The sequence below is a fragment of the Bradyrhizobium sp. BTAi1 genome (assembly GCF_000015165.1).
GTDB classification, from domain to species: Bacteria; Pseudomonadota; Alphaproteobacteria; order Rhizobiales; family Xanthobacteraceae; genus Bradyrhizobium; species Bradyrhizobium denitrificans.
In genome coordinates this window covers 6,272,718-6,289,136 of the sequence record NC_009485.1, presented here as the reverse complement: position 1 = coordinate 6,289,136, position 16,419 = coordinate 6,272,718, and the positions used below count along the sequence as shown (strand labels likewise).

Annotated in this window: 14 protein-coding genes; 8 read left to right on the top strand and 6 right to left on the bottom strand. The window is 65.7% G+C overall.

Annotation, left to right across the window (positions count from 1 at the left end; translation table 11 throughout):
* Positions 1–3: 3 nt before the first annotated feature.
* Both BBTA_RS28360 and BBTA_RS28355 read left to right on the top strand, forming a co-directional pair.
* Positions 4–720, top strand: a complete 717-nt coding sequence (locus tag BBTA_RS28360; RefSeq protein WP_012045943.1) for an NUDIX hydrolase — start codon at positions 4–6, stop codon at positions 718–720.
* Positions 717–1,643 carry a polyphosphate kinase 2 family protein gene (locus tag BBTA_RS28355; protein WP_012045942.1) on the top strand — a complete coding sequence of 309 codons (927 nt, stop codon included), beginning with the start codon at positions 717–719 and terminating at the stop codon, positions 1,641–1,643. Before BBTA_RS28360 ends, BBTA_RS28355 begins: the two co-directional genes overlap by 4 nt.
* Positions 1,644–1,662: 19 nt before the next feature.
* Here the strand turns inward: BBTA_RS28355 and BBTA_RS28350 are convergent, their stop codons facing one another.
* Positions 1,663–4,404: an EAL domain-containing protein gene (locus tag BBTA_RS28350; RefSeq protein WP_012045941.1), complete on the bottom strand. Its 2,742-nt coding sequence runs from the start codon at positions 4,402–4,404 to the stop codon at positions 1,663–1,665.
* A gap of 146 nt (positions 4,405–4,550) precedes the next feature.
* Complete coding sequence (locus tag BBTA_RS28345; protein WP_012045940.1) at positions 4,551–5,855, bottom strand: FecR family protein; 1,305 nt, start codon at positions 5,853–5,855, stop codon at positions 4,551–4,553.
* A gap of 207 nt (positions 5,856–6,062) precedes the next feature.
* On the opposite strand from BBTA_RS28345, the gene BBTA_RS28340 reads away from it, so the two are divergent.
* Positions 6,063–7,784 carry a POTRA domain-containing protein gene (locus BBTA_RS28340; RefSeq protein WP_168167922.1) on the top strand — a complete coding sequence of 574 codons (1,722 nt, stop codon included), beginning with the start codon at positions 6,063–6,065 and terminating at the stop codon, positions 7,782–7,784.
* A 6-nt stretch (positions 7,785–7,790) separates the two neighbouring features.
* Here the strand turns inward: BBTA_RS28340 and BBTA_RS28335 are convergent, their stop codons facing one another.
* On the bottom strand, positions 7,791–9,035 hold the full coding sequence (locus BBTA_RS28335) for a multidrug effflux MFS transporter (RefSeq protein WP_012045938.1): 1,245 nt from the start codon (positions 9,033–9,035) through the stop codon (positions 7,791–7,793).
* A 209-nt stretch (positions 9,036–9,244) separates the two neighbouring features.
* Between BBTA_RS28335 and BBTA_RS28330 the strand changes: the two genes are divergently transcribed.
* The 3 genes from BBTA_RS28330 (at position 9,245) to BBTA_RS28320 (ending at position 10,736) form a co-directional block, all read left to right on the top strand.
* Complete coding sequence (locus BBTA_RS28330; RefSeq protein WP_012045937.1) at positions 9,245–9,565, top strand: YqfO family protein; 321 nt, start codon at positions 9,245–9,247, stop codon at positions 9,563–9,565.
* A 1-nt stretch (position 9,566) separates the two neighbouring features.
* The gene (locus BBTA_RS28325; RefSeq protein ID WP_012045936.1) at positions 9,567–10,193 is read left to right on the top strand and encodes a CAP domain-containing protein; all 627 of its coding nucleotides are present in this window, start codon (positions 9,567–9,569) and stop codon (positions 10,191–10,193) included.
* A gap of 189 nt (positions 10,194–10,382) precedes the next feature.
* Positions 10,383–10,736: a hypothetical protein gene (locus tag BBTA_RS28320; protein WP_012045935.1), complete on the top strand. Its 354-nt coding sequence runs from the start codon at positions 10,383–10,385 to the stop codon at positions 10,734–10,736.
* A 121-nt stretch (positions 10,737–10,857) separates the two neighbouring features.
* On the opposite strand, the gene BBTA_RS28315 is transcribed toward BBTA_RS28320, so the two are convergent.
* On the bottom strand, positions 10,858–11,583 hold the full coding sequence (locus BBTA_RS28315; protein WP_012045934.1) for a Crp/Fnr family transcriptional regulator: 726 nt from the start codon (positions 11,581–11,583) through the stop codon (positions 10,858–10,860).
* A gap of 130 nt (positions 11,584–11,713) precedes the next feature.
* On the opposite strand from BBTA_RS28315, the gene BBTA_RS28310 reads away from it, so the two are divergent.
* Positions 11,714–11,947 carry a hypothetical protein gene (locus BBTA_RS28310; RefSeq protein WP_012045933.1) on the top strand — a complete coding sequence of 78 codons (234 nt, stop codon included), beginning with the start codon at positions 11,714–11,716 and terminating at the stop codon, positions 11,945–11,947.
* Positions 11,948–12,105: 158 nt separating this feature from the next.
* On the top strand, positions 12,106–12,666 hold the full coding sequence (locus BBTA_RS28305) for an HXXEE domain-containing protein (protein WP_012045932.1): 561 nt from the start codon (positions 12,106–12,108) through the stop codon (positions 12,664–12,666).
* 23 nt (positions 12,667–12,689) lie between these two features.
* Here the strand turns inward: BBTA_RS28305 and BBTA_RS28300 are convergent, their stop codons facing one another.
* Positions 12,690–13,856, bottom strand: a complete 1,167-nt coding sequence (locus tag BBTA_RS28300) for a PepSY domain-containing protein (RefSeq protein WP_012045931.1) — start codon at positions 13,854–13,856, stop codon at positions 12,690–12,692.
* Between the two features lie 54 nt (positions 13,857–13,910).
* Complete coding sequence (locus BBTA_RS28295) at positions 13,911–16,211, bottom strand: TonB-dependent siderophore receptor (protein ID WP_012045930.1); 2,301 nt, start codon at positions 16,209–16,211, stop codon at positions 13,911–13,913.
* Positions 16,212–16,419: the final 208 nt, after the last annotated feature.

The following is a 16,419-nucleotide window of genomic DNA, read 5'->3' as shown; positions in this document are numbered from 1 at the left end:
CGGATGACGGGCGCCGTCATCCATCGCGTCACCGCGCTCGACCTCAAGGTCGAGCCCTGGGACTGGCCGTTCGCGCGTGAGCGCCGCGACGACATCGCGGCGCATTTCGCCGAGCGGCAGCGCGAGAAGCCCGGCCTGTGGAACGGCCGCATTCTGCTCGGGCGCGATGCCCGCTTCGACGGCGGCACGTTCTCCGCCAGCTATTTCGAGGCGGATTTCGCCAGCCTGCTGGCGTGGCGGGACTGGGGCTTTCCGGACCGCACCGCCTTCAACGGCTTCGGCATGGGCGCGCTGCGCGCCTCCGACGGCGCCTTCGTGCTCGGCGAGATGGGCGCGCATACGGCCAATGCCGGCCGGCTGTATTTTCCCGCTGGCACGCCCGATCTCGACGATGTCCGCGACGGCACGCTCGATCTCGCCGCCAATGTCGCCCGCGAGGTCGAGGAGGAGACCGGGCTTGCGCCTGCGGACTATCAGGCATCGCCGCATTGGGACTGCGTCGTGACCGGGGCATCGATCGCCTTGATGCGTGTGCTCGATGCGGCCGAGACCGGCGAGATCCTGAAACGCCGCATCGAGGCCAATCTCGCCGCCCAGGACGAGCCGGAACTGTCGGCGATCCGCCTGGTCCGCAGCAGGGCAGACCTGACCGCGGCGATGCCGCATTTCGTCACCGCCTTTCTCAACACCCAGTTCAGCGAACCGGAGCGCTCCGCATGAGCAAGAAGGCCCGCACCTTGGCCACCGAGCTCGACGGCTTCATTTCGCCGTTCCGAATCGATGGCGGGCACAAATTTCACCTGAAGTCGCACAAGACCAAGGTGAAGGGCGGTCTCGACAAGCCGGACGGCGAAGCCATCATCGAGCAGAACCGCAAGCGTCTCTCCGACTTCCAGGAGAAGCTCTATGCCCAGGACCGCTGGTCGGTGCTGGTGCTGCTGCAGGGCATGGACGCGTCAGGCAAGGACAGCGCGATCAAGAGCATCTTCGAGGGCGTCAATCCCCAGGGCTGCGAGGTCACCTCGTTCAAGCAGCCGACCTCGAAGGAGCTCGACCATGATTTCATGTGGCGCACCGTGCTTGCTCTGCCGGAGCGCGGCCGCATCGGCATCTTCAACCGCTCCTACTACGAAGAATGCCTGGTCACGCGCGTTCATCCCGAGGTGCTGAAGGCCGAGAAGCTGCCGGCGCGGCTCGTCACCAAGAACATCTGGCGCGAGCGCTTCGAGGACATCTCCGCCTTTGAGCGTTACCTCACGCGCAACGGCACCGTGATCCTGAAGTTCTTCCTCAACATCTCCAAGGAGGAGCAGCGCGAGCGCTTTCTCGATCGGCTCGAGCAGCCGGCGAAGAACTGGAAGTTCTCGATGGGCGACGTCACCGAGCGCGCCAAATGGCATCGCTACCAGGCGGTCTACCAGGACATCGTGCGCCACACCTCGACGTCGTATGCGCCCTGGTATGTCGTCCCGGCCGACCACAAATGGTTTGCCCGCGTCGTGATCGGATCGACCATCGTGGCCGCGCTGGAAGCGCTCGATCTGCATTTCCCGCGCGTCGATGGCGCCGCGCTCGACGAGTTCAAGGCGGTGCGCAAGGCGCTGGAAGGCGAAGGCAAGGGCGGCAAGAAAGGCGGCGGGTGAGGCGGGCCTCAGCGCCCGTTCACGCCGCGCCGGCCTGCCGCGCCGTGTTGTCCGCCGACAGGAATCGGCGCTCGAAATCGGCGGCCGGCATCGGCTTGCCGAAGTGATAGCCCTGGCCATGCTCGCAGCCGAGCGCGAGGAGGAAGTCGGCCGTCGCCTGGTTCTCAATGCCTTCGGCGATGACGGACAGATTGAGCTGCCTGCTCAGGCTGACGGTGGAGCCGACGATGGCGGCGTCATCGGCCTGGGTCAGCACGTCACGAACGAAGGAACGGTCGATCTTGAGTCCGTCCAGCGGGAATTTCTTGAGATAGCTGAGGCTTGCGTAGCCGGTGCCGAAATCGTCGAACACCAGGCTGACGCCGAGCGCCTGCAGTCGGTTGAAGGTCTGCAGCACGCCGGGTTCGTCATGCAGCAGAATGTCCTCGGTGACTTCGAGCTCGATCAGGCCCGGTGACACGCCGGTGACCGTCAGCAGCTTGCTGACGAAGGCGGCGAGATCGCCGGACTGGAACTGCGACGGCGACAGGTTGATACCGACCCGGATCTCGTGGCCGGCGAGCTGCCATTCCCGTGCCTGTCGGCAGGCGGTCGCCATGACCCAGGTGGCAACGGCTTCGGACAACGGCGAGGTGTTGACCACCGGGATGAAATCGCCGGGCGGCACGAGGCCGCGCGTCGGATGCCGCCAGCGGATCAGCGCTTCGGCGCCGATCACGCGGCCGCTCGAGAGGTCGACCTGCGGCTGGTAGAACAGCTCGAATTCACGGCGTTCGACGGCGAGCGCCAGCTCGGCTTCGAGGGTGAGGCGCCGCTCCAGCTCCTGCCGGATCGCCGGCTCGAAGATCATGTGGCTGCCGCGCCGGTCGGTCTTGGCGCGGCACAGCGCGAGGTGGGCATTGCTGAGCAGTTCGTCCGCGCTCTGGCCACCGTCCGGATGAACCGCGACGCCAAGGGTGATCTTGACGCGCTGCTGCCGCGCGGCGGCTTCCAGCGGTGTTTCGAACAGATGTGAGACGTGCTCCGCGAGTTCGGCCACGGTGCCGCCGATGGCGGAAGAGGGAATGGCGACGGCGAATTCGTCGCCGCTGAGCCGGGCGACGCAGCCCATGCTGCCGATTTCGCTCCGCAGCCGCTCAGCGGCCGCACGCAACACGCTATCGCCGAAGGCGTGGCCCAGCATGTCGTTGATGTGCTGGAACCCATCGAGGCCGATCACGAGCAGCACCAGCCGGTCTGCTCCCGCATCTGCCGTTTCGATCATCGCAGCAAGCTCGGTCTGCAGCGTGTTGCGGTTGATCAGCCCGGTCAGAGTATCGTGCTCGGCCAGATAACGAATGCGCTCCGCCTCGCGCTTCCGCACCGAGATGTCGCGCAGGATCACGCCATATTGCAGACCATCCGCGCCCTGCCAGGCCGAGACGCTCGCCTCGACCGGGAAGACCTCGCCGTCCTTGCGGCGGCCCTCGAATTCGACCGTCGCGCCGCCGGGCAATAGGGGGGCCGGCAGTGCCGCTTCTTGCTGCGGGAACAGGTCGTCCGTGTCGCTGCGGTCCGCCCGCAAGCGCGCGAAAGGCTGACCGATGATCTCCTCTGCGCCATAGCCGAAGATCGCGACCGCGCCGGGATTCCACACGGTGATGTGCTTGTCCTTGTCGGTGCACACCAGCCCGTCGCCGATCGACATCGCGATCCGCTCGAAGCGGCTCTCGGCAACATGGCGCAGCAGGCCGCGAAAGTCGATCTCGTCGAGCGCGGTGGCCGCCAGATAGGCGACCAGCGCGATCTGCAGCAGCGCGGTGTCGAACACCAGCGCGAAGCGATCATGTAGAATCAGCGCCACGACCTCGATCGTGATGCTGAGGATCCCGACCAGCAGGGCGCGCCGCGCGGCCGACAGATGCGGCCAGCTGAGCAGCATTGTGACGACGATCAGCAGCAGAGCCGCGACGGTCGCCACACTCGATGTCGGGACCAGCGTGCGGTTCTGGAGGATCGATTCCGCCGCGAGCGCCTGTAGCACGGCGCCCGGCAGGACGCGGCCATTCGGAACGCTGTAGTGATCACCGAGCTCGACGGCGGTCGAGCCGACAATGACGCGCTTGTCCTTGAGCTTGGCCAGCGCCGCCGCGTCGCCGTGCAGCACATCGACATAGGACACTCTTGGCAATGATGACGGGTCGATGCCGTAGTCGATCAGGAACGTGGTGTCCCTGGTGACATTGCTGCCGGCGAGAAACGCGCCCATCGACTGCAGGAAGCTGTCCTTGTCGTAATCGCCATAGGCATAGCTTCGGACGCGGCCGTCCCGCTCCACCACGATGTTCACGAAGGCGGACCACGCCTCCTGTTCGAACCGCGGCAGCGGCCGATTGGCGAACAGGACCGCGTCCTTGAGCTGCTTGAAGGCCGGCAGCACCACGGCCCCCTTGGTGCTGAGCAGCGCATCCACAAAGGCCTGATCCGCGGCCGGGTCTGACGGCGCGCTGAAGTCGATGTCGAGGGCGATGTCGCGTGCGCCGGCGCGCTGAAGCTGCTCCACCAAGCGGGCATGATGTGTTCGCGGCCACGGCCAGACACCGATAGCCTCGATCGAGCGCGGGTCGATGGCCACGACCGCGATCTCCCCGCTGGCTGGATGACGGTCGAGACGGAAGCGCAGGTCGACCAGCGCATGGCTGAGGAGCTCGTAACCGCCGGACAGGCCGACGGTGAGCAGCGCAACGACGACCAGAATATGCGGCATAAACCGCCTGAACATGCCCCCTCCCGCTTCTGCGCGGATCACGCCGACCTCCATCCGCGCGATCCCGGCTTCATTGGTGTCCCCATTTGCGCGGCGCTCATCCGCGCCAACGACGTCGTCCGCATTCATCCGATTGCGCCCTTGCTACGCGGGCGGTCGCATCAGTTCTTGTTGTGGCCGTAGGCGTAGGCATTACCGCGGCCACGATTGCTGCCATGGTCGTCACTACTGCCGCCGTTTCCGTTTCCGTTGCCGCTGTTTCCGTTGCCGCTGTTTCCGTTGCCGTTGTTTCCGTTACCGTTGTTTCCCGCGTTGCCGTTATTGCCGTTGCCGTTATTTCCGTTTCCGTTTCCGTTTCCGTTTCCGTTTCCGTTCCCGTTCCCATTTCCGTTGCCGTTGCCGTTGCCGTTGGCGGCGGCGAGATTAGCGGCAGCGTTGGCGTTGCCATTGCTGGCGGATGCGGCCGGCGAGCCGACAGCGGCGGTCACTGCGGCTGCCACCGACGAATCTCCGAACGCGCTGCTCGTGGCCGAACTGCTTGCCGCATTGCCGTTGCCGCTGCGCGGGTCGTTCCAGGCAGCACTGCGTCCAGCGCCTCCGGTCGCCGTGTGCGCGCCATGGGCGAGGCCGCGCGTCGCCTTCTGAACGTTGAGGTTGACCTCACCGATCGAGGTCGAAATTCGGACGACGTTCGGCCTTGCAGTTGCAGACGCTGGTCCGGAATGTTGCGGAGCAGGCGTAGCCGTCGCGGCACGGAGCGCGGCGCCGCTGGCGTTGAGCGCATGAATTACGCCGCCTTTGGCATCGCGCGGCGCGCGCAGGCCGTCTCTCGGCACCGGGATGCGATCGATGGTCGGGGTGCGCGGCCGGCCCTGTTCGATCGGGCTGAATGTGCCCGCGCCGGACAGGACAAGGCCCGCGCGACCGCTTGCATACGCCGTGGCGGCTTGGCGGGGCATCACCTGGGCGATCTGCCCGGTCTTGAAGTCTGATACCTGAACCTGTCCGCGGCTGACTTCGACCCTGGTGTTGCGGCCGCTGATCGTGACGCTGAACTTGGTTCCCTTCACCACGGCGGCGAGATAGGGCGTTTCGACCTCGAAGTGCTGAACATTGCGCTTCTCGACCTCGAGCAGGATCGAGCCGGCGCGCTGGAGGATCGTCGTCGCCATGCCGTCCTTGGCTGCGGCCGGGAGACCGACCTCCGAGTTCGGCCCGATCATCATCATCTCGGCGCCGCGCGTGAGGCGCACGTGCCCGCTTGGCCCGGTGCGGATCGTGTCTCCTGGCTTCAGCATGTCCTCGCGTCCGAGCGAAACCTGCGTGGCGCCCGAGCTTGTGACCCAGACATCGCCCGAGAATTTGCTGACCAGCCACGGCTCGCCGTCGGCCGCGAATGCGGCGGGGGCCGCACCGAGAACGAACGCGGCCATCAGAGCCGGTAACAGGAAGCGCTTGGCTGACATGGTCCACACTCGCGGCGGTTGCTGTCTCCCAAAACTAGACAAAATGTTTCAAGAGAGCCTTATGAGTTGTGCCTAGGTTTTCCTCCCGCGTTTACGCTTCATTGACCTTAACAAATTAAGAACGACGGCATGGGTCGCCGTTGTGTCGAGAGCGTCGGGAAATACGCGGGCCGGCGCGACGGAGCCGCCGGGCCGCGCGCATCGCGCATGCTCAGGGGAACCGCGGCCGCTGCGGGCATGGCGTTCTCCGCCTTGCTGGGCGCGGCACCCGGTCATGCGCAGCAGGTCAATCAGCCGAGCTTCGATCCCCGGCAGACCGAGAAATATTTCGACGAACAGTCGCGTCCCGCACAGCAGCTGCCGCCGCGCCCGCGCGCGCCGACATTCGGCTCGCAAGACAAGGGCGGCGATCGTAAGACCTTGTTCACCCTCCGCGGAGTCACGCTGACGGGCGCGTCGGCGCTGCCGGCGGACCAGCTCGCGGCAGCCTATCAGAGCTATATCGGCAAGCCGGTGTCGCAGGCCGATCTCGCCGCCATTGCGACCGCGATCAGCGATCTCTACCGGGCCGCCGGCTTCCATCTGAGTCGGGCCATCATCCCGCCGCAGGACGTCAGCAACGGCACGGTGCGGGTCCAGATCATCGAGGGCAGCATCACCGAGGTCAGCCTGCAGGGTCCCGGTGCGGAGGAGTTCGGAATCCGTGCAATGCTTGGCCCGGTGCTGGCCGAGCAGCCCTCGCGCCTTGCCACGCTGGAGCGGCAGTTGCTCCTGATCAACAGCCGCGGCGGCGTACGCCTGGTCGATTCCTCGTTGGAGGAGATCGGCGGCACCACCGGCCGTTTCCGCCTGATCCTCGAGCTCAAGACCTGGCACGTCTACGGCTTCGCCGGCATCGACAATATGGGATCGTCGACGGTGGGCCCTTGGCAGAGCTATGCCACGGCCGCCTTCAACTCCTATCTGCTCCCGGGCGACACGCTGACGGCGAACCTGTCGACGACCCCGGGGGATCCGCGGCAGCTCGCGTTCGGGCGACTGTCCTATGACGTTCCGCTCGGAACCGACGGGGTGCATATCGGCGCCTCTGCGCTGTATAGCGAGGTGCGGCCGGGCGACATCAGGCGTCGCTTCAACGACAACACCGTGACCGAGACGGTCGAGCTGCGCGGTGGCATCGCGCCGATCCAGTCGCAACGCGCATCGTTGAATCTGACGATGGCGGCCGCCTTCAGCGACGTGACCGAGCGCGACATCTTCGGCATCTGGTATCGTGACCGTATCCGTACCTTGACGTTCACGTCGGACTACCGCTGGAAGGATGATCTCGGCGGTGACAGCTATCTGACGCTCGCCTATCGGCAAGGGCTCAATGCCTTTGGGGCGACGCCGGCTGGCGATATCATGGCGTCGCGTGCGGGAGCTTCGCCGAGCTTCTCCGTCGTCAACGGCTGGTTCACGCGCTATCAGGCGCTGTCGGAGGCCTGGTCGCTGAAGCTTGCGGCCGCGGGCCAGCTTGCCTCGGGGCCGCTATATAACTCCCAGCAATTCTATCTCGGCGGCCTGTCCTATGGTCGTGGCTATGGCAGCGCCGAGATCAGCGGCGACAACGGCATCGCCGGCACGTTCGAGGTCCGCTTCGAGCAGACGCCGAACTGGGCCTATCTGAAGAGCTATCAGCTCTACAGCTTCTTCGATGCAGGGCTTGCCTGGAATGACGGCTTTCGGCCGTCCGATGGCGTTGCGCTGACGTCGGCCGGAGCCGGTGTGCGCTTCACCTTCCCCAACGACTGGCGTGCCGATCTCGGCGTCGCGGTGCCGCTCGGCTACCGAGCGCCGGACAATTCGACGCGCGGCGTGCGTCTGTTGCTGTCGCTGTCGAGCGTGCTCAAGCTGTGCCCGCAGCGCGGGCAGGGCGCCTGCATGTGAGGTCGATCAGACTGGCTTATGATGGCTGCGGAACAGCCGGCCCTTCTCGGTGATCAGCACGATGATGAGTGCGCTGGCCGTGCAGGCCAGGAAGCCGGTTGCGAACGGCACGACCGTGCCGTCGAAGGCTTGGCCCACGACCGCGCCGGCGGCCATGCCGAGCAGCGTTGTGATCGAGCCGTAGATCGAGGACGCCGTGCCCGCATTGGCGCGCTGCGGCTCCAGCGCCAGCGCCGTGAAATTCGCGAAGGTGAGGCCGAACGAGAACATCATCGCCGCCGACAGCGTCATGAACAGCCACAGCGGCAAGGTGCCGAGCATGGCAGCAGCGAAGCAGGCCAACGCGATCACGACGCTGCCGACCAGCGCGCCATGGGAGATCACGCGCATGCCGAGACGGCCGACCAGCCGGGCATTGAGAAAGCCCGCGAGCGCAATGGTCACCGCGATCGCCGCGAAGGCGAGCGGGAAGTAATGGCCGAGATGATAGACGCCGGTGAACAATTGCTGCGACGACAGCACGTAGCCGAACAGCGCGCCGAACACGCCGCTGGCGGCAAGTGCGTAGCCGAGGGTCTGGCGGTCGGTCAGCGTCTTGCGGAAGGAGGCCGTGATTTCGGCGACGGAGAACGGCTTGCGCTCGTTTTCTGGTAGCGTCTCGGGGAGACGGGCTGCGGTCCACAACAGCGCGACGACGCCATAGATCGTCAGCACGATGAAGATGCCGCGCCATTGCGTCAGAATCATCACGGCCTGGCCGAACGACGGCGCGACCACGGGCACCGCGATGAACACCATCATCGCCAGCGACACCACGCTCGCCATGCGGCGGCCGGCATAGCAGTCGCGCACGATCGAGGTCGCGATCACGCGCGTGGCGGCCGTTCCGAGGCCCTCCAATGCGCGCGCCAGCAGCAGCATTTCAAACGACGGAGCGGCAATCGCGAACAAGCTTGCCAGCACGTAAAGCACCATGCCGCCGATCAGGACCGGGCGGCGGCCGAAGCTGTCCGACAGCGGGCCGATCGCGAACTGGCCGAGCCCGAAGCCGATGACGAACGCCGACAGCACCGTCTGCACACGGTTGGCGACGTCGATGTGGAACGTCGAGCCGATGTTCGGCAGGGCCGGCAGCATCATGTCCATGGCCAGCGGATTAAGCGCCATGATCGCCGCGATGACGATCACGAATTCGGCGAACCCCATCGGCCGATGGCGGACGATCTCGATGTCGGCACTGGTGTCAGTCAAGGCGCGGCTTCCGTCAGGTCAGATGAATGAGGTGATGCACCCTGTGTATCGGACTTGCTGCGGCGCACAAGGCGCGTTTCGGAATGGCTGGTCGGCGCCTTGTTGCGGCGCACTGGCGGGATTGTGACCGGGCGTCGCTTGCTGTGAAATTGCGCGATTCTGGCGGTGGTGGTAACGCGCGTGTGATCCAGGTTGGACGTTGGCCGCGCATGAAGACCTACAAGATCGTCGTCTACGTTCCCGCAGCCGCCGGTGAGGCCGTGCGTGACGCCATGGGCGAGGCCGGCGCCGGGCGGATTGGCAATTACGATTACTGTTCGTTTACCGTGACGGGCATCGGGCGCTTCCGGCCGCTCGCCGGCGCCAATCCCACGATCGGCAGCGTCGGCCGGATCGAGGCTGTTGAAGAGGAGCGGATCGAGACGGTCTGCACGGAGGATAGATTGAAGGCGGTGCTCACGGCGGTCCGCGCCGCCCATCCCTATGAAGAGCCGGCCATCGACGTCTATCCGATCGAGGTGGTCGCGTAGGATGGCGGTTCTTCGTTTCATGTCGCATGGGCTGCGCGCGCTCGTCGTCGCTGCGATCATGTTTATGGCGGTCCCGGCGGCACATGCGGAGGATGCCTCGCCTGCGGCGCAGATCTCGGCGTTCCGGCTCAAGAATGGCGAGGGCCGGGTGATACGCGATGCCACGCTCGACCGCATCGCGCTGGAGCAGGCCCGCGCGATGGCCGAGAAGGATGATCTCAGCCATGAGGTGCTCGGTCCATTCACCCGTCGCGTCGCGCCGTCGAAGGCCGGGCGTGCCGCCGAGAACATCGCTTACGGCTATGACAATTTCGACAAGACGCTCGGCCAATGGATCAACTCGCCGGGCCATCGCAAGAACCTGCTGCTGCCGAAGGCGACCAAGGTCGGCATCGCCAGCGCGCGGAATGCCAGCGGCAAGCGCACTTATTGGGCCATGGTGATCGCGGGCGACTATGACAGCGACCGGCCGAAGCCGGCTCCGAAGAGCAGGGGCAAGGCCGTGGTCGCACAGACCGCGCCAAAAGCAGAGAAGAGCGAGACCAAGCCGGTGACGCGCTGGGGCGCCAAGCCGCCGGCCTCCAAAGATTGTCATCTCAACATCAAGGTGATCGGCCTCTGCATCTGAGGTCGATTGATCTGAGGTCGCTTGCGTAACGCTGCGTCCTGCGCGGGGTGATCTCACGCAGCGATCACGGGGTTGTGCGAGGAGTCCCGTTGTTCGGGTGAGATTATTCTCTTATACAAGTTGAGGTTGTTGTTTTTCGGCAGCCATTCTCGTGAAGATTTTTCATCTCATTTCAAACGGAGACGATCCATGTCAGTTATTGAGCACGCGTCGGCCACCAGCACCAATCCGCAGCCCGTGTCGGCATCCTTTCAATGGACGCTCACGGCCTATGAGGAGCAGGGCAATCTGTGGCTCAAGTGGAGCACGACCGCACCTTTCCGTGCGCAGCAGGGGCAGATTTCCGTCTACAACAGCAGCAGTTTCCCGTCCGATCCGCAGAAGGATCGCAAGGCCTGGTCGTGGGACAATGAGCACGGCGGCGGCTCGGGATGGGATACCGGGCTGCGCTACGGCTCGGACTGGCACTGCGCCTGGATCGCCGAGAAGAGTCCGAACGGGCCCTACGCCTATGCGCTGAAGCTCGTCACCAAGGGCACCTGACCGCGTCTGCGTCGTCGTCGCGGATCGTGCATCGCGTAAGCGGCGATGATGCCTTGAAGCAAACCTTGCGGGCGACACGTCGCCGCCCGCACCCGGCCTCGCGTCAGCATGAGCTTGCCCCTCAGCGCGGCAGGCTTTTCAGATGCAGATAGCCGGGATCGAACTCGCCGATCGCGCACAGCCGTGGCCAATGATAGACCGCCAGCGTGCCGCTGCGGAAATCGACCGCGCGGCTGGCGCGCAGCTCGACCAATGTGCGGTTGACGGTCGCGATCGCCATGCCCAGCGCCTCGCCGAGCTGGATCAGGCTGACCGGCAGCTGCAGCAGGTTGCCGTCGACATGGCCAAGCGCTTTGGCGCGGTAGAACAGCTCGCAGAACAGGTGCGCCATGCGCGCCGGCTTGCCTCGCGCACTGTTGTTGGTGATGGCCTCGCGAAAGATCGACGCGTCGACCAGTGTCTCGCGCCAGATCGCAAAACCCAGCGACGGCCGCCGGCTGATCGCCCGCGTCAGCTCCTTGTGCTGAACGGACGCGACCGCCGCAGAGCCGATCGCGCAGACCGCGTGGTCCATGCGGTCGAGGAACAGCGCCTGCGAGTCCGGCCAGTCGCCGGCCATGTGAAATGAGAGATATTGTCGCCCGCCGCTGCGGAGCAGATGATAGCGCGCAACCCAGCCGGACATGACCACGACGGATTTGTCAGGTTCGTCGCCTTGCCTGATCAGGTCTTCATGGCCGGCCAGCTCGCGCCGCGTGAAGCTGAGAGTCTTGATCTCGGCGATGTCGTCGCTCGACAACCGGGAATGTTCCTTGAGCTTGTTGACGACGATCCTGTCCGCATCCATGGGAGATTCGAGCTCGCTGCTCAGCTTCCGTATCAAATGAGCCGATGCTTTCAGCCGGTCCTACTAAATTCGACAATCGTATCACGGGATGCGGAGAGGAGTTGGTGGTCGCCGCATCGGGAGAACAGCCGTGCCCCACATTGCGTTCCTCTACCGGATTCGCCGCCTGTTTGGCGGCTCAGGGCCGCATCTCGACAGCATCGCGGCGGCATTGACCCGCGGCGAGCTCAGGCAGCCGGCCCAGCCGATGTCGGATCATGAACTCGCCCGCGCGATCCGCGAGTTCCAGAGTGCGCCGCCGTCGGAGGCGACGTTGAGGAAGCTGGCGCAGCGCCTGTCTGCCGCCGAGCAGAAGACGAGTTAGAGCCGGGAACGCCGAACCGTCGGCGGCAGGCGCAGTCCTTGTACCTTCGGAACGCCGGCTGGCGGACGCCGCTTGGGCGGTGTCCGGCGTCCACGCCCCGGTGTTTCCCCGGTGGAACTTCGCTTGGCAAGTTCCTGCGACTCGCGCATCAATTGAAGATGCTCGACCTCCTCGCCCGCCATTGGGTTGCCGGTGCCGTGTTCATGGCCGCAGCGCTGCTGGCTTTGGTGCCGGTGCTGGCCGCGGATTGGCCGTTGCCGCTGCTGCTGATCTTCCTGCATTCCCCCGGCTACATGATCCACCAGGTGGAGGAGCATACCGGGGATCGCTTTCGCCGCTTCGTCAATCAGGTGATGTTCGGCGGCCGCGAGGCGCTGACCACGATCGACGTGCTCTGGGTCAATTGCGGCGCGGTGTGGGGCATCGACCTGATCGCGATCTATGTGGCCTGGATCGCCGGTCCTGCTTGGGCCCTGGTCGCACCCTATCTGATGCTGGTGAATTCGCTCGGGCATATTGGTCCGGCGCTGCGCTTCCGCGGCTACAATCCGGGCCTTGTCTCCAGCATCATCCTGTTCATCCCGCTCGGCCTCGTGACCGTGCTCACCATCCCGGCGACGGCGGCCCAGCATGCCCTGGGATTTGGCACGTCACTGCTGCTGCATGTCATCATCGCGGCCAACGCGATCCGCCGCGCCGCGCAGGCGCGGGCGGCCTGAACGCGCCGGCAGCGGCGCTGTCGTTATTCGCCGGGGACCAGCTGGACCGTTTGCACCGGCTGCGGCGGCCGCCGCAACCGTCGCCGCGACAGATAGAGCAGCAGGCCGGTGACCGCGAATAGCGGCATCGTTGCGGCGGCCAGCATGAACAGAATCCGGCCGGGCCAGCCGAGCATGCTGCCGCGATGAATATCGAACACGCGCGCCAGCACCCGCTCACCGGTGGACTTGTCGGCATAGCGCTCCGCTGCGATCAGCCGGCCCGTGCCGGCATCGATCCGGAACTCGTCGCGGATGTCGTGCGTCTCGTCGAGCCAGGATCGCACCCGCACAGCGGTCGCGCCGCCCGCAGGCAGCATGAGATCAAGCGTGATGTAGCGGTCGCCAGCCTCGCGCAGCGCGGTCGCCCAGATCAGGTCGAGCGCCAAGGGCTGCTGCGAGGCGGGACTGGCATCGCGCTCGCCACGCGCCGGCTTCGGCGCAGCAGGCGGCTTCGGGCTCAACAGCCAGGTGAGTCCGTCTTTGTACCAGACGTAGGAGTATGACAGACCCGACAGCGCGATCACCAGATAGATCGGCAGCAGCCAGGTGCCGATCACGCTGTGCAGCGAGCGGTGCAGGCCGCGCCCGCTCAACCGCCATTGCGGCTTCAGCCACAACGCCGCGCTGCTCGCCCGCCGCGGCCAGCGCAGCACGAGGCCGGAGATCAACAGCACGATCAGCCCGAGCACCGTCGCGCCGGTGATCTGGCGGCCGGCGCCCTTGCCGTCGCCGGGCAGCAGCAGCCAGCGATGCAGCCGGCGGATCGTGGCGAAGAAGCTCTCGCCGAGCGGCGTGCCGAGCACGCGCCCGTCATAGGGATCGACCAGCACGGAGGCGGGATGGCCGCCATCCTCGCTGCGCGCGAAGCGGACCCTGACGGCTGATGTCGGATCGCGCGACAGCGAGAGCGCAGCGACCTTGCCGAGGGCCGGATCGGCCTGGAGCCGGGCAATGAGCTCGGCCGGCGCCAGCGGCGCCGCATCGCGCGCGACGACATGGGCGAGGGCGCCGTTGAGCCCCGCCTGGATCTCGTCCTCGAAGCTCATGATCGCGCCGGTGACGCCCATCACCGAGAGGATGAGCGCCGCCGCCAGCCCCAGGATGGAGTGGATCTGCAGCAGAGCCGTCTTGATGTGTGATGTCGTCAAAGGAAGCTCCCTTCTGCCTGTCTTGCGAGCTGTCGAACGGCGCGATCCTGCCGGCTAGAATTTGACGGTCGCGGCCAGCGAGACCCGCCTGGCATCGCCGACCGCGACATTCAGGACGCTGTTGGCCGACGGGTAGTAGACGTTGTCGAACAGGTTCTTGACGTTGAGCTGGTAGATCACCGGCAGGTTCTGGTGCTTCGTCTCGTAGGTCGCGAACAAGTCGGCGACCACGTAGGACGGCATCACGAAGCTGTTGGCGGCATCGCCGGCGCGGTCGCCGACATAGCGCGCGCCGCCGCCGAGCCTGAGCTTGCCGGGCACAGCGGTGCCGAAATCGTAGACGAGATACAGCGAGGCGGTGTTGAGCGCGACATTCTGCAGCCGCTTGCCGCGGTAGGTCGGGTCATCGGTGACCCGCGCATCGGTGTAGCCATAGCTGCCGATCATGCTCCAGGCCTGCGTCAGCCTGCCGGTGACGTCGACCTCGGCGCCGCGCGAGCGCACCTTGCCGGCGGTGGTGTATTCGAGCACGTTGCTGGCATTGAGCTGCGACACCAGCACGTTGCTCTTGTCGATGTCATAGACCGCGATAGTGCCGGACAGCCGCTTGTCGAGATCGAATTTGACGCCGGTCTCCCAGGACGTTCCTTGCTCAGGCGCGATGTTGGAGCCGAGCACGACGCCGCCGGTCAGTGGCGCGATGGTCGAGTTCGGCTTCAAGGATTGCGTGTAGCTGGCATAGAGCGAGAGCTGGTCATTCAGCTTGAGAATGGCGCCGCCGAGCGGCAGCACCTTGTCGGCGGCCACGTTGGTGTTGGCCTTGAACGGCCGGCCGCGGCCGGCGATCTGCTCATAGTCCATGTAACGCACGCCGCCGATCAGCGCGAGCCTGTCGGTGAGATGCAGCGTGTCCTGCAGAAACAGGGAGTACTGACCGAGCTTGTCGGTCTGTTCGCTGTCGGTCGCCGAGATCGTCGTGCCCGGCTGGATCAGGCCGTAGACCGGGTTGTAGATGTTGAACGGCGTCGAGACGGTCTGGCGGATCAGGTCCTGGCGGTAGATCGTGCGATATTGCGCGTCGCCGCCGAACAGCACCTCGTTGCGCAGGCCGCCGAGCCAGAAGCCGCCCTGCACATAGGACGTGCCGTAGCTGACCCGGCTCAGCGAGCCCCAGGTGCCGTCATTGCTGCGCGTCTCCAGGCCCGTGGTCGCATTGATCGCGGTGATGCGCAGCTGGTTGGCGCTGAAGGTCTCGGTGTTGTAGCTGTAAGCCGCGGTGAGCTTCCAGTCGTCGTTGAGCTTCTGCTCGACCGAGGCCTGCACCAGGTCGGATTGCCCCCACATGTTGTTGAAGGGCTCGTCGAGGCGACGCGTGGCGGGGATCGCCAGCGGCGCGCCGTTGACGAAGGCGGTGCCGCGATCGAATGGGGTGATGAATTCGCGGTGCTCGTAGTTGAGCTGCACCGTCGTCATGTCGCCATACCAGGCCAGCGACGGCGCCACCAGCATCTCGCGATGGCGGCCGAAATTGCGCCAATAATCCTCGCTGACGCCGTAGCCGATGAAGCGATAGGCCAGGCCGCCATCGCCGATCGGGCCGGTCACGTCGATGGTGCCATCCGCACCGGTTCTGTCGTTGGCATAGGCCGAGCCGAGCAGCGTGACAGAGCCGTGCTGATACAATTCGGGGCGCTTGCTGATGGTGTTGACGATGCCGCCGGGATCCATGATGCCGTAGAGCAGCGACGCCGGCCCTTTCAGCACCTCGACGCTCTCGACGGCGGCGTTGAGGCTGCGGCCCTGGACCAGCGGCATGCCGTTGCGCATGATCGAGCCGTCGCGATTGTCGCCGAAGCCGCGCCGCATCACCGCATCCTGCGTGCCGGCGAGCGTGTTGGCCTGGGTGACGCCGCTGACATTGGCGAGCGCATCGTCGATGTTGCGCGGCAGCTGATCCCTGATCACCTGCTCGGGCACGACATTGACGGATTGCGCGGTGTCGAGCGGCGAGGCCCCGCTGCGCAGTGTCGTCGCGCTCGGCATCGCGCGGTAATTGAGCTTGGCCGCATTCAGCACCACGGCTTCCGCCGCGGCGCGCTCCGCCCGCGTTGGCATCGGTGGCGGCTGCATGGCGCGGCGCGACGGCGTGGCGCGCGCCTGACGCTGCGGCGCGCTGGACGATGTCGCGGGTTTGCGCTTCGGCGCCGGTGCATCCACCGTCACCGCCGGCAGCGTCGCTTGGGCATGGAGAGAAGAGGAGCAGACCAGGTCTGCGGTCAGGGCACTCACGAGCGCGATCGCGCCATACATGCCGGTTCGCGCGCGAGCATCGCGCCGGCCTTCATCGTCCATCATCGTTCAATGCACTTCCAACGTCGCGCCGTTCAAGCGAACGGTTTGCTTGAGGTGAGCTCTAGCAATGCAGTGCAGCCAAGAATACGTCGCGCGCCGTTGAATCCCTCTAAGTCGTGCGGTGCCGAAGTGTTCGAAATGCTGCGAAGCTGCGCCGGCGCGCGGCGACTTTGCGTCATCGGCCGTGGCTGATCACGGCTTGCGCACAGCG